The 17,312-nt window shown below is 70.3% G+C and carries 16 protein-coding genes; 3 read left to right on the forward strand and 13 right to left on the reverse strand.

All coding sequences use genetic code 11. The features are described from left to right. Nucleotides 1-82: 82 nt before the first annotated feature. The gene (gene crtI, locus VZQ01_RS42550; RefSeq protein ID WP_426746508.1) at nt 83-1,579 is read right to left on the reverse strand and encodes a phytoene desaturase family protein; all 1,497 of its coding nucleotides are present in this window, start codon (nt 1,577-1,579) and stop codon (nt 83-85) included. 180 nt (nt 1,580-1,759) lie between these two features. Here crtI and VZQ01_RS42555 point away from each other — a divergent pair, with 180 nt between their 5' ends. Then, nucleotides 1,760-7,075, forward strand: coding sequence for a trifunctional serine/threonine-protein kinase/ATP-binding protein/sensor histidine kinase (locus tag VZQ01_RS42555; protein WP_426746509.1), 5,316 nt, complete (start codon nt 1,760-1,762; stop codon nt 7,073-7,075). An 81-nt stretch (nt 7,076-7,156) separates the two neighbouring features. Here the strand turns inward: VZQ01_RS42555 and clpX are convergent, their stop codons facing one another. The 3 genes from clpX to VZQ01_RS42570 all read right to left on the reverse strand — a co-directional run bounded on the left by clpX (nt 7,157) and on the right by VZQ01_RS42570 (nt 10,259). After that, a complete protein-coding gene (clpX, locus tag VZQ01_RS42560; RefSeq protein WP_141323921.1) occupies nt 7,157-8,434 on the reverse strand; it encodes an ATP-dependent Clp protease ATP-binding subunit ClpX in 1,278 nt (425 codons plus the stop codon). A 223-nt stretch (nt 8,435-8,657) separates the two neighbouring features. Continuing rightward, a complete protein-coding gene (locus tag VZQ01_RS42565; protein ID WP_223784435.1) occupies nt 8,658-9,314 on the reverse strand; it encodes a hypothetical protein in 657 nt (218 codons plus the stop codon). A gap of 27 nt (nt 9,315-9,341) precedes the next feature. Then, nucleotides 9,342-10,259 carry an AgmX/PglI C-terminal domain-containing protein gene (locus VZQ01_RS42570; protein WP_408890529.1) on the reverse strand — a complete coding sequence of 306 codons (918 nt, stop codon included), beginning with the start codon at nt 10,257-10,259 and terminating at the stop codon, nt 9,342-9,344. Nucleotides 10,260-10,303: 44 nt separating this feature from the next. Between VZQ01_RS42570 and VZQ01_RS42575 the strand changes: the two genes are divergently transcribed. Beyond that, on the forward strand, nt 10,304-11,152 hold the full coding sequence (locus tag VZQ01_RS42575; RefSeq protein ID WP_267696332.1) for a tRNA pseudouridine synthase A: 849 nt from the start codon (nt 10,304-10,306) through the stop codon (nt 11,150-11,152). 25 nt (nt 11,153-11,177) lie between these two features. Here VZQ01_RS42575 and VZQ01_RS42580 read toward each other — a convergent pair whose 3' ends face one another. The 9 genes from VZQ01_RS42580 to VZQ01_RS42620 form a co-directional block, all read right to left on the reverse strand. Further along, the gene (locus tag VZQ01_RS42580) at nt 11,178-11,342 is read right to left on the reverse strand and encodes a ribbon-helix-helix domain-containing protein (RefSeq protein WP_074956984.1); all 165 of its coding nucleotides are present in this window, start codon (nt 11,340-11,342) and stop codon (nt 11,178-11,180) included. 59 nt (nt 11,343-11,401) lie between these two features. Next, complete coding sequence (locus tag VZQ01_RS42585) at nt 11,402-11,926, reverse strand: hypothetical protein (protein ID WP_426749036.1); 525 nt, start codon at nt 11,924-11,926, stop codon at nt 11,402-11,404. Between the two features lie 101 nt (nt 11,927-12,027). Beyond that, nucleotides 12,028-12,912, reverse strand: coding sequence for an ATP-dependent sacrificial sulfur transferase LarE (gene larE / locus VZQ01_RS42590; RefSeq protein WP_426746510.1), 885 nt, complete (start codon nt 12,910-12,912; stop codon nt 12,028-12,030). 103 nt (nt 12,913-13,015) lie between these two features. Continuing rightward, the gene (cysC, locus tag VZQ01_RS42595; protein ID WP_408890531.1) at nt 13,016-13,807 is read right to left on the reverse strand and encodes an adenylyl-sulfate kinase; all 792 of its coding nucleotides are present in this window, start codon (nt 13,805-13,807) and stop codon (nt 13,016-13,018) included. A gap of 193 nt (nt 13,808-14,000) precedes the next feature. After that, nucleotides 14,001-14,423 carry a M67 family metallopeptidase gene (locus VZQ01_RS42600; RefSeq protein WP_426746511.1) on the reverse strand — a complete coding sequence of 141 codons (423 nt, stop codon included), beginning with the start codon at nt 14,421-14,423 and terminating at the stop codon, nt 14,001-14,003. Beyond that, nucleotides 14,420-15,052, reverse strand: coding sequence for a HesA/MoeB/ThiF family protein (locus tag VZQ01_RS42605; RefSeq protein ID WP_223749928.1), 633 nt, complete (start codon nt 15,050-15,052; stop codon nt 14,420-14,422). Before VZQ01_RS42605 ends, VZQ01_RS42600 begins: the two co-directional genes overlap by 4 nt. Nucleotides 15,053-15,058: 6 nt before the next feature. Continuing rightward, entirely contained in the window at nt 15,059-15,331 is a 273-nt protein-coding gene (locus tag VZQ01_RS42610; protein ID WP_223749929.1) for a MoaD/ThiS family protein, read from the reverse strand. A 7-nt stretch (nt 15,332-15,338) separates the two neighbouring features. Continuing rightward, a complete protein-coding gene (locus VZQ01_RS42615; protein ID WP_223749930.1) occupies nt 15,339-15,578 on the reverse strand; it encodes a sulfurtransferase TusA family protein in 240 nt (79 codons plus the stop codon). Between the two features lie 288 nt (nt 15,579-15,866). After that, the gene (locus VZQ01_RS42620) at nt 15,867-16,634 is read right to left on the reverse strand and encodes a HesA/MoeB/ThiF family protein (RefSeq protein ID WP_223784429.1); all 768 of its coding nucleotides are present in this window, start codon (nt 16,632-16,634) and stop codon (nt 15,867-15,869) included. Nucleotides 16,635-16,733: 99 nt separating this feature from the next. Here VZQ01_RS42620 and VZQ01_RS42625 point away from each other — a divergent pair, with 99 nt between their 5' ends. Beyond that, nucleotides 16,734-17,231, forward strand: coding sequence for a hypothetical protein (locus VZQ01_RS42625; RefSeq protein ID WP_426746512.1), 498 nt, complete (start codon nt 16,734-16,736; stop codon nt 17,229-17,231). The last annotated feature ends 81 nt before the right edge of the window (nt 17,232-17,312 follow it).

Below are 17,312 nucleotides of genomic sequence, written 5' to 3' on the forward strand. Positions count from 1 at the left end.
CGCCATGCACGACAGAGCGTGACACCTCCGGCGTTCTGGCGCGCGCCGTTCTTCGTCGCGAGCCCGCGCCCGAGGCCCCCCTTCACGCCCCCGCCATCACCGTGTCGACGATCTTCGCCGAGCACAGCACCGCGGGCAGGCCCGCGCCGGGATGGGTCCCCGCGCCCACCAGATACAACCGGTCCACGTCCTCGCTCTTCGCCTGCGCCCTCAAGAACGTCGTCTGCAACAGCGTGGGCGCGAAGCTGAACGCCGCGCCCCGGAACGAGCGCAGGTCATCGCGGAAGTCCTCGGGCGTGAACACCCTCGACGTCATCAACTCCGACTCCAGCCCGGGCAACACCGTGCGCGACAGTCGCTCCGCCAGCATGCGACGGAACGTCTCCGCCCTCGCCTTCCAGTTCGAGCCCTCGCCCAGATGCGGCACCGGCGCGAGGACATAGAACGCGTCATGTCCCGGCGGCGCCAGGCCCGAGTCCGTCGCGGTGGGACGGTGCAGGTACAGCAGCGGGTCCTGCGACGGCTGACCCGAGCCCGACAGGCCCGAGAACATGCCTCGGAAATCCCGACCGAACAGCAGCGTGTGGTGTGCGACCTCGGGGTACTGGCGCCGTGTGCCGAAGTACCAGAGGAACACGCTCATCGAGTATCGCGCCTGCTGGATGCGGTCATCCGTCCAGTGGCTGCGCACGTGACGCGGCAGCAGGTACCGGTACGTCCACGCCGCGTCCGCGTTGGACACCACCGCCTCCGCGGGGAGCCACTCCCCCGAGCCCAAACGGACCCCCGTGGCCTTGCGCCCCTCCACGGTGATCTCCGACACCTCGCTGTCGTAGCGGACCTGACCGCCCAGCGACTCCAGCAGCGACACGAGGCCCCGCACCAGCGCGCCCGTCCCTCCCACGGGGAAGAACCCACCCCAGCGCCGCTCGACGAACTGGATGGACGTGTACACCGCGCTCGCGGCTGAGAACGGACTGCCGCCGATGAGCAGCGGATGGAAGCTCAGCGCCTGCCGGAGCCGCTCGTCCTTCACGTGACGCGACACCAGGCCATACATCGTCCGGAAGGCCTCGTCGCGAACCAGCGCCGCCGTGAAGGGCGCCAGGCTCAGCACGTGCGGCACGGGCGCGCTCATCAAGGGGCCGATGCCCGCCTCGTACATCCGCTCCACCCGGGCGGACAGCGCCAGGTAGCCCGCCTCGTCCCCGGGGGAGACGCGGCGCACGGCCTCGAGCATCCGCTCCCGGTCCGTGTGGTAGTCGAACGTGAAGCCATCCGGGAAACGCATCCGGTAGAGCGGCGTCACCGGCCGCAGCTCGACGTGCTCCGAGAGCTTCCGCCCCGCCAGGGCCCAGAGCTCCTCGAGCAGGTGCGGACAGGTGATGACCGTGGGTCCCGCGTCGAAGGTGAAGCCGTCCTGCTGGAAGGCGTGGGCGCGGCCACCCGGGACGGCGCGACGCTCCAGGACGGTGACTCGCCAGCCACGCGCGGCCAGTCGCACCGCCGCCGCGAGCCCTCCGAAACCACTGCCGATGACGAGGACGCGCCTGCCGTCCCGCCGTGTGTCCTGTTCCACCCTGGCCGTCGCTCTCATCACCGTGGAGGTTGCATGGCACACCCGGCCCCAGACCACCACTCCGGTGAGCAGGCAGCCGCCCCGTGAAGCGGGCCCGGTTCGGTTGCGAGTCGCGGGCAGGCACAGCTAGCCTGCCGGCCCCAAGGGGGGTGCCGCGCCCCTGCGCGCACGGGTCGAGCAATGATTGATGTCCCTGGCTACCGAAGCGACAGAGCGCTCTGCAGCTCCGGCTCCTTCCAACTCGTTCGCGCCACCCGCGCCAACGATGGAGCCACCGTCAACCTCAAGCTCGCGGAGCCCTCGCGCACCGGAGCCCTCACGCAGCGGCTCCGTCACGAATTCGAGCTGACCCATCCCCTACGCCTCGACGGCGTCCTCCACCCGCTGGCCCTGGAGGAGTCCCGTCCCGGCATGTCAGTGCTCGTGCTCGAGGGCTTCGGCGAGACGACGCTCGCCCAGCGACTGGCCGTGGGGCGGATGGAGGTCCTCGCCGGCTGCCGGCTCGCCGTCGCCCTCGCGCGCGCCGTGGGCCAGCTCCACGCCGCCGGCATCCTGCACCGGGACCTGCAGCCCGCGTCCGTGCTCGTGGGCGCGGACGGCGTGTCCGTGAAGCTGACCGGGCTCACCCTCGCCACGCGGCGCGCCCGCGCGGAGGTGGCCCCCGTCGCTCCGGACCGGCTCGAGGGCACGCTCGAATACCTGTCCCCCGAGGCCACCGGCCGCACGCATCGCAGCGTCGACTCCCGCAGCGACTTCTATTCGCTGGGCGTCATGCTGTTCGAGCTGTTCACCGGCCGCCGTCCCTTCGCGGACACCGATGCGCTGGGGCTCGTCCACGCGCACGTCGCGCTGCCGCCGCCGCCGCCCCAGTCGCTGGTGCCCGAGCTGCCGCGCACGCTGTCGGCCCTCATCCTCAAGCTGCTCGCCAAGTCCCCCGAGGACCGCTACCAGAGCGCCTACGGGCTGGTGGCCGACCTGCAGCGCTGCCTCGATGGCCTGGAGACGGGCAATGGCGTGCCCGACTTCGAGCTGGGCACCAAGGACGTCCCCGAGCGCTTCGCCGTCCCCGAGCGGCTCTATGGTCGGGCCCCCCAGCAGGCCGCGCTGCGCGAGGCCTTCGAGCGGGCCGCCACCGGTCGCTCGGGCTTCGTGCTCGTCACCGGCGCGGCCGGCATGGGCAAGTCCGCGCTCACCGGCACGCTCAAGCGTCCCGTGTCGGAGAAGCACGGCCTGTTCGTGCGCGGCAAGTACGACCAGCTCCTGCGCGACACGCCCTACTCCGGCATCTTCGAGGCGTTCCGCGAGGTCGCCCGAAGCCTGCTCGGCGAAGAGCGCCTGGACCTGTGGCGGCAGCGCCTGCTGGAGGCGCTGGGCGGGATGGGCCAGCTCGTCGTGGACGCGGTGCCGCGCCTGGGGCTGGTGCTGGGAGAGCAGCCGCCCGTGGCCGAGCTGGACCCGGCGGAGTCGGAGCTGCGCTTCCAGTTGGTGCTGCGCAAGCTGGTGGGCGTCCTCGCCACGCCCGAGCATCCGCTCGTCATCGTGCTGGATGACCTGCAGTGGGCGGACAGCGCGAGCCTCCAGCTCCTGCGCCAGCTCCTGACGGACCGGGAGCTGGGCAACCTGCTCGTGGTCGCCGCGTGCCGCACCGAAGTCCTCGACGCCGAGCACCCCGTCGAGGGGCTCACCCAGGCCCTGCGCGAGGCGGGCACACCCGTGCAGCGCATCGACCTGGAGCCCCTGTCCCCCGAGCAGCTGTCACGCCTGGTCGCGGATGTCTTCCCCGCGGCGGCGGGACAGCCCGACACGCAGCTCGACGCGGTGGTCCTGTCGCTGACGGAGGGCAACCCCTTCTTCGCGGTGCAGTTGCTGCGCGCATTCTATGAACGCGGGCTCGTGCGCTTCGACGCGGAGGGTGGAGGCTTCCGCTGGGACGGCGGCGCCCTGCGAGGTCAGGACTTCAGCGACGGCGTGGTGGCGCTGCTCACCGCGCGAATCCGGGAGCTGAGCCCGGGCGCCCAGGCGCTGCTGCCCGTGGCCGCCGCGCTCGGTCATGCCTTCACCCTGCGCAACCTCTCCACGGTGCTGGAGCAGACGCCCGAGCAGACGGCGGAGGTGCTGGACGAGGTGCTCCACGCGGCCCTGGTCGCGCCCGTGGGCGAGCGGCTCACGGACACCGAGCCCTCCGACAGCTTCCAGTTCGCGCATGACCGCGTCCAGCAGGCCGCGTTGGAGCTGACGCCCCCGGAGCAACGCCCGGAGGTCCATGCGCGCATCGGCCGCCTGCTGCTGCGGCACACGCCGCCCGAGCTGATGGACGAGCAGCTCGCGGACATCGTCAGCCACTTCCACCTGGCCCTTCCCGTGCTGAAGGACGCGCAGGAGCGGCACCGGGTGGCGGCCCTGGACCTGCGCGCGGGTCGCGGCGCCAAGTCACGCGGCGCGTGGTCCGCGGCGCTGCGCCTGTTGACGACAGGCCGTCAGCTGCTCGGGGACGACGGCTGGAGCGCCAACCGCGCGCTCGCGTTCGACCTGCACGTCGAGGCCGCCGAGGCCGCGTATCTCGCGGCGGACTTCGAGCAGATGGAGCGGCTGGCCACCGCGGCCCTGGACCACGCCCAGGACCGGCTGGAGCAGGTGCGCGTGCACCTGGTGCGCATCCAGTGCCACTCCCACCGCGGCGAGCACGAGCGCGCCGTGGACCTGGGCCTGGAGGTGCTCGGAATGCTGGGCCAGCACCTGCCCGCGCGCCCCATCCAGGCGCACGTGCTGGCGGGCGTCGCGAAGACGAAGGTCCTGCTGGGCCTGCGCAAGCCGGAGGACCTGGAGTCGCTCCCCGAGCTGAGGGACCCGCTGCTCGTCGCGACGCTGCGGGTGATGATGAAGCTGGCCACGGCCGCGTTCATGGCCCGCCCCCTGCTCTTCCCGCTCGTGGTGCTGCGCAACCTCCAGCTCACCATCCGCCACGGCGCCACGGGCACGGCCGCCTTCGGCTACGTGGGCTACGGGTTGATGCTCAGCGTCCACCTGGGCAACCCCGAGGAGGGCTATCGCTACGGGCGGCTCGCGCTGAAGACGCTGGACCGCTTCGGCGCGGAGAGCCTGCGCTCGATGGTGCACTTCGTCTTCAACCTCTTCATCCGCCACTGGAAGGAGCCGCTGGGCACGTGCCTGGATGACTTCTTCGCCGGCGCGAGCAAGGGCCAGGAGACGGGCGACATCGAGTACTTCGCCTACAACGCGAGCGCCGGCTGCGCCGTGTCCCTCATCGGCCGGGACGGGCTCCTGGAGCATGGCCCCCGCGTCGACCGCTTCCGCGACGCGCTCGCGAGCCACCGGCACACGAACGTGCCGTTCCTCCAGTACACGCGGCACACCCTCGACGTGCTCACCGGCGCGTTCACCGGCGACGTGGAGGCCCGGGAGCGGGACATCGTCGCGCCGTACCACCAGGCCGGCTACTCCAACGGCATCGCCACCTGCGAGGTCATGCGCACCATGCGCCGCTGGCTGTGGCGCGACGCGAAGGGCGCCCTGGAGAGCGCGGCCGCGGTGGATGCCCGCGCGGAGCTCATCACCGGGCAGATCTACCTGCCCTGGTACAAGTTCTTCCAGGGCCTGGCCCTGCTCGAGTTGCACACGTCGCGAGGGCCGCTGGAGCGCCTGCGCGCGTCCCGCACCATCGACGCGCTCCGCAAGCAGATGCGCGGCTGGGCTCGCATCGCCCCGATGAACTACGCCGCGCGCGCGGAGCTGCTCGACGCGGAGCGGGCCCGGGTGGACGGCAAGCCCACCGAGGCCGCGGATGGCTATGACCGGGCCATCCGGCTCGCGAGGGAGCACGGCCTGTCGCTCGACGAGGCGGTCGGCTGCGAGCTGGCGGCGAGGTTCCACCTGGACCAGCGCCGCGAGCGCGTGGCCCATGGCTACCTGGAGGACTCCCGGGCCGCGTATGTCCGCTGGGGCGCGCGCGCGGTGGCCTCGCGACTGGAGCGCGAGTACCCGCACCTGCTCCCCACCACTCCCGAGCCCGTGCGGGCCGAGGAGTCCGCGGGCACGCCGCTGGCCTCGCTGGACCTGGAGTCGGTGCTCAAGACGGCGCGCGCGCTGTCCGGCGAAATCGTCCTGGACAAGCTCCTGCGCAAGCTGATGACGCTGCTCATCGAGAACGCAGGCGCGCGGCGCGGCTTCCTCATCCTCATGCGCCCCGAGGGGCTCTACATCGAGGCCGAGGGCTCGGTGGACGGCGCGCGGGTGCTGCTGGACCAGGGCGTGCCGGTGGAGTCCTCCACGGCGCTGCCGGCCTCCATCGTCCACTACGTGGTGCGCACCGGCGAGACGGTCATCCTGGACGACGCGGCGACGGAGGAGCCCTTCTCCGAGGACCCGTACGTGCGCACCGCGCATCCCAAGTCCGTGCTGTGCAGCCCGCTGCTCAAGCAGGGCTCGCTCACGGGCGTGCTCTACCTGGAGAACGACGCCACGCGCGGGGCCTTCACCCCCGAGCGACTGGAGGTCCTGCGCCTGTTGTCCTTCCAGGCCGCCATCTCCCTGGAGAACGCGGGGCTGTACGCGAGCCTGGAGGAGTACAGCCACACGCTGGAGCGCCGCGTGGATGAGCGCACCGCGGAGCTGCAGAGCAAGAACGTGGAGCTGGCCGAGACGCTCACCCGCATCCAGGAGATGCAGCGTCAGCTGGTCGCCCAGGAGAAGCTCGCGTCGCTGGGCGCCCTCACGGCGGGCATCGCGCACGAGCTGCAGAACCCGCTCAACTTCGTGAACAACTTCTCGGAGCTCTCCACGCGGCTGGCCGCGGAGCTGGACACCACGCTGCGCGCCCAGACGGGGAAGCTGGAGTCCACCACCGCCGAGGACATCCTCGAGACGCTGGAGGACCTGAAGCAGAACGCCCGCCGCATCCAGACCCACGGGCGCCGTGCCTCGGACATCATCAAGACGATGCTGCGGCACTCGCGCCGCTCCGAGGGCTCGCGCACCCGCGTGGACCTGAACATGCTGATTCGCGACAGCGTCAACCTGGCCGTCCAGGGCCTGCGCGTGCGCGAGGGCGCGGCCGCGGTGGAAACGGACACGGAGCTGGACCCGCGCGTGGGCACCGTCGAGGTGGTGGCCGGGGACATCAGCCGGCTCATCATCAACATCCTCGACAACGCCTTCTACGCGACGCTGGCCAAGCGCCGCGGCGAGGGCGACGCCTTCACACCCCGCATCCTGGTCTCCACCCGGAGGCTCGCCGCGCGCGTGGAGCTGCGGGTGCGCGACAACGGGCCGGGCATCCCCCTGGAGATTCGCGAGAAGCTCTTCGACCCGTTCTTCACCACCAAGCCCGCGGGCTCCGGCACGGGCCTGGGCCTGTCCCTGGTCCACGACATCGTCCAGGAGCACCAGGGCGAGATTCGCGTGGAGAGCGTCATGGGCGAGTACTCCGAGTTCGTCATCTCCCTGCCCTCGCTGTTGCCCACGACGGCCGCCGCGTAACGGACCGCCGGACACGACTCGGCCCCTGCCTCCCGTGAGGGAAGGAGGGGCCGAGCAGAACGGCACGGAGCAGAAGGGCCGCTAGGCCGTCTTCTTCTCCTTCTCCATCACGAGCTGAGGCGGCTCGTGGCGGGTGATGACCGTCTCGGTGATCTTGCACTCCTTGACGCCCTCGCGGAACGGCACGTCGTACATGATCTCCAGCATGGCGTCCTCGAGGATGGCGCGCAGGCCGCGCGCTCCGGAGTGACGGCGCATCGCCTCGCGGGCGATGGCGCGCAGCGCCTCCTTCGTGAAGGTGAGCTTCACCTTCTCCATCTCGAAGAGCTTCTGGTACTGCTTCACCAGCGCGTTCTTCGGCTGGGCGAGGATGGTGACCAGGTCCTCTTCCTTGAGGTCGTTCAGCGTGGCGATCATCGGCAGACGACCGATGAACTCGGGAATCATCCCGAACTTCATCAGGTCCTCCGGCTCCGTCAGCGCGAGCAGCTCGCCCACGCTGCGCTCCTCGCGGTGGGTGATCTTCGCGCCGAAGCCCAGGCCCTTCTCGCCCACGCGGCGCTTGATGACGCCGTCGATGCCGTGGAACGCGCCGCCGCAGATGAACAGGATGTTCGTCGTGTCGACCTGGACGTACTCCTGCTGGTTGTACTTCTTGCCACCCCGCGGGGTGACGTTGGCGCGGGTGCCCTCGATGATCTTCAACAGCGCCTGCTGCACGCCCTCGCCGCCGACGTCGCGCGTGGCGCTGGGCATGTCACCCTTGCGGGCGATCTTGTCGATCTCGTCGATGTAGACGATGCCGCGCGCCGCCTTCTCCACGTCGTAGTCGGCGTTGTGGAGCAGGTTCTGGATGATGTTCTCGACGTCCTCACCCACGTAGCCGGCCTCGGTGAGGCTGGTGGCATCCGCGATGGTGAACGGCACGTTGAGGAAGCGCGCCAGCGACTGGGCGAGCAGCGTCTTGCCCGAGCCCGTGGGGCCGATGAGCAGGATGTTGCTCTTGCTCAGCTCCACCTCCTCGCCCGACGGACTCTTCACGCCGGGGCGCGGTCGGGACGTGGGCTTCTTCTGGTAGATGCGCTTGTAGTGGTTGTAGACCGCTACAGACAGGACCTTCTTCGCCTGGTCCTGACCGATGACGTAGTCGTCGAGGAACGCCTTGATCTCCGAAGGCGTCGGCAAGCTGACCTGGGGCTTGCCCTCCTCTCGCTCGTTCTCGTCCGCGATGATGTCGTTACACAGCTTGATGCACTCATCGCAGATGTAAACCGTCGGTCCCGCGATGAGCTTGCGGACCTCGCGCTGCGATTTTCCGCAGAACGAGCAGGACAGGTTGACGTGGTGCTCCTTCTTCACTGCCGCCTCCGAGTTCGCCGACCCCAGACTTGCCGGAGCCACTTCGCCGTCCACCGCTCCCCTACCCACACGGCCTGCCCACGTCTCGAACAGCCGTCAGGCCCACCTACACCGGGGCCCTGAACCACTATAGGGCCCTGTCACCTGGGCAGGAAGCCCAACGGTGCGGGCCCGTTACGGACCGTACAGCGGCCGCAACGGGTGAGCGTTCAGTAACAGCGGCTCAGGCGTCCGTCACGCCCGAGGCGAGCTCCTCCACGTCGTCCGCCAGGGCGGCTGCCCGCTCGGCGACAGCGTTCGGAATCTTGCGGCACCCCGCCAGCTCGCTGGCGAGCTTCCGGGCCATGGACGCCAGCTTGCGCACCTGGAGGCTCTCGGGGGGAGGCTCGGGCGGCGGCCGGGGGAAGCGCTCCGTGAACTCCTTCTTGAGCTCCGTCGGGTTCTTCTCCGGGCTCCAGATGCTGTCACGTAGGGATTTGTATTCAGTGGGAGACAACTGGCCACGCTCCTCGGCGTCGGCCAGCACTTCGATGACCTCGAAGGCGGGCGCCTTCTCTGGGAACTCCTGGGCCCGCAGCTCCTCCTCGGGCTCGTGCTTGGCCAGGAAGCTGAAGGAGCGGGTGAGCTTGAGGGCCGTCTGCTTCTTGATGTGCAGTTCCTTGAGGCAGTAGGCCTCGAAGGTGGGATAGCCCCACTCCTCGAACTTCGCCTCGTCCCGGACGGTGACGAGCAGCTTGCCCAGCTCGGCCCAGGTGGACTTGAAGCGTTTGGCGGCGACCAGCACGGTGTGACGGAAGGTCCCCGGCGGCACGCTCAGCGCCTTCTTCGCGATTTCGGTCTCGGCAACGGATGCGGCGGACATGGCCCCGGTATGGGGCATGCCCGGGAGGTGGGCAAGAAAGTGGCCCTAGCCCCGCTTGCCGATGTTGAAGGACAGGCCGACGGTCGCCCGCTCCCCCTCGTAGGCCCGGAACGGCCACTTCTGCAGCTCCGTCAACAGGCACTCGTAGAGCGGGCCCTTCTTGAACTGGGGGTTGTCCACCCAGAGCTTGTTGACCTTGCCGTCGTTGCCGATGACGAACTCGAGCGGAATCTTCGCCGCGAGCCCCGGGCTGCGCTCGGCCTCTTCCTTGAAGCACTTGAAGAGCGTGGACTTGTTGCCGGCCACGACGCGGTTGATGGCGGACTGGTCGAACTGCTGCGCCACCTCCATGCCGTCGGGGTCCGTGCCCACGCTGCCCGCGGGGCGCGGCGGCCGGCGGTCATCGGTCCGGGACGCGGAGGCCACGGCGGTGGGCTTGCCGGTGGAGGCGCCCGTGGGCTTGGTGCCCGCGGGCGTACCGGGCTTCACGGCGCCCTGCGTCGGGTAGTCGAAGAGCTCCTCGTCGTCCTGCCGGGCCTGGGCCACGCGGATGACGGGGGCCTCCATCTCGATGCCCTCGAACTCGTCCTCGCCGAACCAGCCGTGCACCGCGGCGTTACGCGCCACGTAGATGCCGACGGTGCCGAGCACCAGCGCCAGGCCCGCGGCCACGCCGCCGAGCACCAGCACGCGCTTGTGGTTCTTCTCCCGCTCCACCAGGACGGCCGCGTCCACGCGGGCGCGCGCCTCCGAGAGCGCCACGTGGACCTTGAAGGGCTCCACCTCGCGCATCGGATGGAAGTCCCGCTCGCCGGCCAGGGCCAGCGGGGACTCGGGGGTCAGCTCTCCTGTCTTGAGCTTCTCCACGATGACCGAGCCGCTGACAGGTCCGAGGACCAGGTCACCATGTCGGAAGAGCCACTGCCCATCCACGTCCGCCGCGAGTTCTTGTCCAGCCGCCATTTCGCGCGCGATTATCCCGTGTAACCCCGCGACCTCGCAACGCCGTGCTCACTTCGACCTCCAAGCGGATTCCTGTCGCACTGTGGATCTGGTACCGCGGCGGAAACTTCCGCGGCTTCCAGCGTCAGACGGAGGGTCCCACCGTCCAGGAGGCGCTCGAGACGGCGCTGCGGGCGGTGGGCGTCCCGGCCTCGGTGATGCCCTCGGGGCGGACGGACCGGGGCGTCCATGCCCGCATGCAGGTGGTGAGCGTCCGGCTGGAGGCCGGGGATTCGCCCGAGTCGCTGGCCAAAAGGCTCCCGGAGCACCTGCCGCCGGGGCTCGGGCTGTGCCTGGTCCGCCGGCCCCAGGGATTCCATGCCCAGTGGAGCGCCAGCGGCAAGGTGTACCGGTACCGGCTGCGGCTGGGGGGGGCCCAGACGGAGGACTGGGCACCCTACTCGCTCGACGTTCCGGGCGAGCCAGGGTTGTTGGGACGAGGCGGCGCCGTGACGCCCGAGCGGGTGGAGGCGCTGCTCGCCAGGGCCCAGGGGACGCGGGACTTCATCGCCTTCCATGAGAAGTCCAGTCCCCAGAAGCCGCGCACGCTGGAGTCCGCCACCCTGCACGAGCGGGGCGGAGGGCTGTACGAGGTGCGGCTGGTCGGGGACGGCTTTGCTCGCTACCAGGTGCGCTATCTGGTGGGGGGCGCGCTCAAGGTGGCGGCGGGGCTGTTGCCGGAGGAGGCATGGCACGCGGCCCTGGAGACGGGGGCGGCCATGGAGGGCTTCAAGGCGCCCGCGCACGGCCTGATGCTCTGGGAGGTCCACTACCCTCCGAAGGTGGATCCCTTCACGGCCCCAGAGCGTCTCCACCCTCCGGGGTTGCCGCCGGAGTCACCCTTCTCGGAGTGACACGGGGCGGATCCACGAGCAGCCGTCAATCGACGAGCCGCTCCTCGTACTTCGCCAGCAGATCCGAGATGGCTTCCCGGAGGTACTCGCTCTGGCGGATGCGCGTGGAGCGCGACAGCTCCTTCAGGGCGTCGAGCTTCTCGCGGTTCAGCCGGAAGACCACCGAGGTGAGGCGGGGATTCAGTTCCAAGTGCGCAACCTCCTACAGATGCGCACACCATCTCACAGCCCTTTCTGATCGCAAGATTTTCACTCGGATCCGCTGACCGGGAAGATCCACTGCACCCCGGTGAAGCCCTCGGCGTCGGCGCGCAGTCCGGATCCGAACCCGAGCGTGAGCCCGAGTCCCCCGTACACCGCGATCCGCTCCGAGAAGGTGTGTCGCAAACCGAAAGCTACGCGAGGCCCCACCCACGGCCCAGAAAACGGCCGCACGACAGCGCCGAGATCCACGAAGGACTGCCACGCCTCCATTCCGAAGACGCTCCGGAAGCCCCCCACCACGGAGAGATCCGGCCCGCGGAGGCTCCCTCGGATCAACACGAAGACCTCGTCCCCCCCGTGCCCCACCGAGAGGCTGGCCCCCAGATCCAGCTGGGCATCCAGCCCCTTCACCACGTCCGCGTCCGACTCGCCGATCAGCTCCGTGTAGGACAACCCCGGACCGAGGATCAGCGAGAAGGAGCGCCGGTCCCGGTACGGCGAGTCCACGTACTCGGCGGCGTGGGCGAGGCCAGGGGTGAGCCCCAGGAGCACCACGCCCGCGGCGCCCATCAGCCAGGAGGACCGCTCGCGCCGCGAAGACTGCTCGACCGTCATGATCTGCTCCGGAGTCCCAGCGGCCTTGCGCGCCGGGCGGAGAAGGGAGTCCGGGATCAGCTCACCACGGGCAGCGCGAAGCTCGGCGTCGCGGGCTTCGTCACGCCAGCGGCCTCGTTCATCCGGCCCGAGCGGAACGGCTCCAGATCCAACGCCACGAACTTGAACCCCAGCGCCAGGAACGCGGTGTTGATCCTCTGGCGCACGTCGGCCGCGAGGAAGCGCTCGTACTCCTCGGCCGCCACCTCCAGCCGCGCCACCTCGCCGTGGTAGCGCACGCGGAACTGCCGGAAGCCCAGCTTGCGCAGCTCCGACTCGGCCGACGCGATCTGCAACAGCCGCTCGCGCGTCACCGATGTCCCATACGGGATTCGCGACGCCAGGCACGCCATCTGCGGCTTGTCCCACGTGGGCAGCCCCAACGCCTGGCTCCACGCGCGGATCTCCTCCTTCGTCAGGCCCGCCGCGGCCAGCGGGGACTCGACGGCGTGCTCCCGCGCCGCCTTGTGCCCCGGACGGTGATCCTTGAAGTCGTCCGCATTGAAGCCGTCCAGCACCACCGCCAGCCCCAGCTCCTGACGCCGCGCCTCGCAGAGGTCGTACAGCTCCGTCTTGCAGAAGTAGCACCGGTTGGTGGGGTTGGCCGCGTACGAGGGGTTCGCCAGCTCGTTGCTGCTCACCACCACGTGCCGGGCGCCCAGCTTCGTCGCCAGCGCCCTCGCCTCCTCCGCCTCCTCCGGGGCCACGGACGCCGACAGCGCCGTCAGGGCCAGGGCCTTCTCGCCCAGCTCCTCCACGGCGATCTTCAGCACGAACGTGGAGTCGACGCCGCCCGAGAACGCCACCAGCGCGCTGCCGTGGGTGCGCAGCGCGGCCCGCATGGCCTCCAGCTTGGGGCGCGACGACTCACACAGGGCTTGGATTCGCTCGGGGCTCAGCATGCTGGACTCCTAAAACGGAAGGGCCCCGGATTGCACGCGCATCGCGCGGCAACCTGGAGCCCTTGTCATGAACACTGACGGGGCCGGGTGCCGGCCCCCTTGCTCAGCGAGCCTTGCTCTTCGCCGCCGGCTTCTTCGCGGGGCTGGCGGGCTTGGCCACCCGGGCCGCGCGCGTGGCGGGACGGGACTTGGCGCCCTTGTCCGCCTTCGCGGGCTTGGCCTTCGTCGCGGCGGCCGGCTTCGGCTCCTCCGCGCGACGCGCCTTCACGCCGCCGTTCTTCTCCGGCTTCTCGGCCTTCTCGCCCTTGGCCGGCAGCGGGTTGGCCTTCATCTTCTTGCCGGTGATGATCTTCAGCTCCTCGGTGGACATGTAGCCAAGGTCCAGGAGCGACTGGAAGATCTTCGCGGCGCCGTCCTCCACCGACTCGACGTCTGAGTGGATGGTGACCTCCGGCGACGTGGGCGGCTCGTACGGCTCCGTGATCCCGATGAAGTTGGGGATCTCCCCGTTGAGCGCCTTCTTGTAGCGGCCCGTGCTGTCACGCTCGATCAGCTTCTCGGTGGGGCAGTCGACGTAGACCTCCACGTAGCGGCCGATGGCGCGGCGGTTCTCCTCGCGCTTCGCCTTGTACGGACTCACGCAGGGCACCAGCGCCGCGACGCCGTTGCGCGTCAGCACGTTCGCCACGAAGCCGAGCCGGCCCGCGATGACATTGCGCTCGTCCTTCGAGTCGCCCAGCCCCGCCCACAGCTCATCGGCGAGCTCACCCTCGTCGAGAATCTCCACGTGACGGCCCACCTGACGGAGCCGCGCCGCGATGTACGCGGCAGTGGTGGTCTTCCCCGTACCGGACATGCCGGTCAGCCAAAGGGTGAATCCAGTGTTGGAGGCCATAAGGATTTTCAACTCCCTGCGTCCGGAGCGCTTCTTGCACGCCGCGTTGGGACGCCGCAGATCCAGAAGATGCGAGTGGTTATAGACGAAAACCCACGCACTTGACAATTCACGCGCACCTTTCCGCAGGTAGGGGTAACGGGCAGCCAAGTGCCTGCACCTCCTCGGCTTTTTCGTTCTTGCAATGCGGGATTCAAACCTGTCGCGTTCGAAATTCTCCCCCGCTCCACTCGTACTCACACACGCAGGTGACACAGCCTCGGTGTACGGATGCGATGAGGTAGGAAACTCCCGGCAGCAGCGGATGCCCTGTCGGGGCCGCCCAGGCCCGATCTTCCGGGGAAAAGGTGGGAGGGCTGTCGACATGTGAGTGGAAGACGGCGGTGATCCGCTCGCCACTCGACTCCGCTTCGAGGCACACCTTCAACCACTCGTGGGGCTCGAAGGCGTACGCCACGGAGGGCCTGGGGGACACGTTGCGCAGGGGCAGGACGCGGGCGGCGCTGGACGACGCCAGGATCACGCCACAGCCCTCCAGGGGATAGGACGCCTCCAGGTGACGGAGCACCTGCGTGCGCACCGGCTCCGGCCAGCGCGGATCCACCCAGGGGTTCACGGCTCGGCGCGAGCGGCGCAGCGCGAGCAGCGACGCAGCGCCATCTCCTCCAGGCCCCCCGGAGGCACCAGCCAGCGGCCTCCCAGCGAGGGGGCCAGGCCCAGGCGGAGGTTCTGGAAGATCATCGCGCCCAGGGCTCCGAGCGCCACGCCCAGCGCGCCATCCGGCGGCGAGCCCAGGTGCCGCACCGTCTCGCCGAAGCACCACACACAGCCTTCGCTTCCGCGGAACACGACGCCGGCCCTCGCGCCGTCGCCGCAGAGGGCCACCCACGGGGCCTCGCCGCTCCAGGCCGTGGGCAGCTCGGCCAGGAGGCCTCCCCGACGCTCGGGGTTCGCGGCGTCCGGGTTCAGCGCGGGGACCTCGCGGGCCAGGGCCTCCGGGACGGGCTGTCCCACGTCCCCGGCCGACACCAGGAAGCCGGGAGCCCACGGGCCCAGGGTCAGCGAGCCCACGCCCGCGACCGGGGTTCCTCCTCCCGCCAGGTACGCCGTCGCCGTCATCCCCGAGGCGCCCGTGGCATCCACGCGCGCGGGGCCCGTCAGGAGCGCTTCCTGACCTCGACCGCCGACATCGCGCAGGAGGATCTGCCGCGAGTAGCGCTGGATCTGATCTTCACGCAGAGCCATGCGCCCTCACCCTCCCGCCATCGCGGGGATGAGCGTGAGCCGGTCCGCGTCCTTCACGGGCGTGTCCAGCTCGCGAAGCGCGCGGATGTCGTCCTCGTTGAGGAAGACGTTGACGTAGCGCCGCACGGCGCCGCGCTCGTCGAGCAGCTTCGCGCCGATACCGGGGTAGCTCGCATCCAGGTTCGCGAGCACCTCGCGCACGGTGGTGCCCGGGACCACCACGTCCGCCTGGTTGCGCGTCAGCGTGCGCATCGTCGAGGGAATCCGAATCGTCGCCATGAACCACTCACCTTCCCTGCTTGCGCAGCACCAGCCGATGCGTCCCGTCGTCGCGAGCCTCGAGTGACACCACCTCGTGCCCCTCTTCCCGCGCGCTGCGGGGGACGTTCTTCAGCGGCTCGGCGCCTCGGAGGAGGACCTCCAGCAGCGCGCCCGGCTCGAGGGACTCCAGCCGCAGCTTCGTGCGCACGTAGGTCATCGGACAGACCTCGCGCGTGATGTCCAGCGTCGCCGTCGTGTCACCCATGCGCGTGCCCCGACTCCGTGAGGGCACGAGCGCCAGCGCCTTCCCGCGGCGTCGACGCGTCACCGGCTGCACGAGGGTGCAGGGAACGTCGCCTCGAGCAGCCGTTCACTCGGGGCCAGGAACGAAACACCGTCGCTCCACCGCGACGCGTGTCCTGGTCCGACCACCTCCCAGCCAGCCGCGAACGTGTCCTCTCCCGCGCACCTTTCGCGTACGCCAGGCTCGGACACGCCTTCACCCTCGCCTCGAATCCAACCACGCGCCCCATCGCCCCCGCCCCGCACCGACTCATCGCGCGCATGCCGAGGCCTCGTCCGGGAAGCTCGGAACGGCGGTGACCTGACAGCCCGGGCACTCCTCCGCGCGAGTCACCCGCGTCACGCGCCCCAGCATCGTCCGCCCGTCCAGCACATGCAGCGCCGTCTCACCCGGTACCCGCCGCGCCGCGCCCGCCAGCAGCTCCAGCACGAGCAGCGCCTGCACCGAGCCCACCAGCCCCGCCAGCGAGCCGAGCACCCCCGCCTGCGCACACGTGGGCACCGAGTCCGGCGGAGGCGGAGCCTCGTAGAGACAGCGCAGGCACGGGCCTCCCGGCTCCACGCGCATCGCCTGCCCCTGCATCCGCAGCACGCCGCCGTACACGAGCGGCACGCCGGTCAGCACCGCCACGTCCGAGAGGAAGAACTTCGTCGCCACGCCATCGGTCGCGTCGATGACCGCGTCGTGCGAGCGGAACAGGCCCTCCGCGTTGTCCGCGTCCACGCGCTCGGGCAGCACCTCCGTGCTCAGCCCGGGAAACGCCCGGGAGAGCCCCCCCGCGGCGGACTCCGCCTTGTTGCGGCCCACGTCCTCGGCGCGGTGCCACAGCTGCCGGGGCAGGTTCGTCACGTCCACGCGGTCCGGGTCCGCCAGCGTCAGGTGGCCGACACCGGCCTGGGCGAGCGCCAGGGAGACAGGGCAGCCGAGCCCGCCTGCTCCCACGACGAGCACCCTCGCGCGCTCTATCCGGGACGCGTGGGGAATGCGGGGATGGTGGTGTTCTTCTGGGCCGTGCATCGAATGCTGCTCCGCGAAGGCGGATGCGAATAACGTGCGGACCCCTGCGTCGCATCAGGCGACCGTTGGGCGCAGGCGCCCCTACCAGCTGCCACACATATGAAAAACCTGACCGGCGTGCTCGTCTTTTCCACCACCCTGTTGCTCATGCTCGGGTGCCACAAGAACACCGGCGAGACCGCCGGCCCCGCGGATGCGGCGACCCAGCCCTCCGCCGAGGCCACGGTCCCCGCCGAGGCGACGAGGCTCGTCGACAGCGGCTCCACCCTCGAGGCCCCCGTCGCGGGCGCCGAGAAGACCGGGACGGACTCCGGCACGCTCGTCGCCGGGTCCCCCGACGCCTCCACCCCGGCCGCGGGGACGAACCTCAAGGACGCGGGGGCTCCCGAGTCCCGCCGCGCCGCGCTCGAGGCGTGCGTGGACCGCTGGCTGAAGAAGCAGAACCTGGACCCGTACGGCAACAAGGAGGGCACGATGTACGCGGGCGGCACGCCCCTCTTCGACGAGCGCACCGGCGAGTCCACGGACCGGCTGGAGTTCATCTTCCGGAGCAGGCCCGAGGCCCGCAAGGTCTGCATGCAGCCATCCTCCCGATGACGGAGGCGCGCGGGGACACCCGTCCGCCTTCTCGCTCGCCGAGAAGGTGAACGGACCACCCCAGGGATTCCCGCACACCCG

Source organism: Myxococcus faecalis (assembly GCF_050039385.1).
Lineage (GTDB): Bacteria > Myxococcota > Myxococcia > Myxococcales > Myxococcaceae > Myxococcus > Myxococcus fulvus.

Excerpts from the sequence above, each read along its gene's own strand:
- VZQ01_RS42555 (WP_426746509.1), top strand. The coding sequence starts at position 1,760 with ATGATTGATGTCCCTGGCTACCGAAGCGACAGAGCGCTCTGCAGCTCC.
- VZQ01_RS42565 (WP_223784435.1), bottom strand. The coding sequence starts at position 9,314 with ATGCCCCATACCGGGGCCATGTCCGCCGCATCCGTTGCCGAGACCGAA.
- VZQ01_RS42570 (WP_408890529.1), bottom strand. The coding sequence starts at position 10,259 with ATGGCGGCTGGACAAGAACTCGCGGCGGACGTGGATGGGCAGTGGCTC.
- VZQ01_RS42585 (WP_426749036.1), bottom strand. The coding sequence starts at position 11,926 with ATGGGCGCCGCGGGCGTGGTGCTCCTGGGGCTCACCCCTGGCCTCGCC.
- larE (WP_426746510.1), bottom strand. The coding sequence starts at position 12,912 with ATGCTGAGCCCCGAGCGAATCCAAGCCCTGTGTGAGTCGTCGCGCCCC.
- cysC (WP_408890531.1), bottom strand. The coding sequence starts at position 13,807 with ATGGCCTCCAACACTGGATTCACCCTTTGGCTGACCGGCATGTCCGGT.
- VZQ01_RS42605 (WP_223749928.1), bottom strand. The coding sequence starts at position 15,052 with ATGGCTCTGCGTGAAGATCAGATCCAGCGCTACTCGCGGCAGATCCTC.
- VZQ01_RS42610 (WP_223749929.1), bottom strand. The coding sequence starts at position 15,331 with ATGGCGACGATTCGGATTCCCTCGACGATGCGCACGCTGACGCGCAAC.
- VZQ01_RS42615 (WP_223749930.1), bottom strand. The coding sequence starts at position 15,578 with ATGGGTGACACGACGGCGACGCTGGACATCACGCGCGAGGTCTGTCCG.
- VZQ01_RS42620 (WP_223784429.1), bottom strand. The coding sequence starts at position 16,634 with ATGCACGGCCCAGAAGAACACCACCATCCCCGCATTCCCCACGCGTCC.
- VZQ01_RS42625 (WP_426746512.1), top strand. The coding sequence starts at position 16,734 with ATGAAAAACCTGACCGGCGTGCTCGTCTTTTCCACCACCCTGTTGCTC.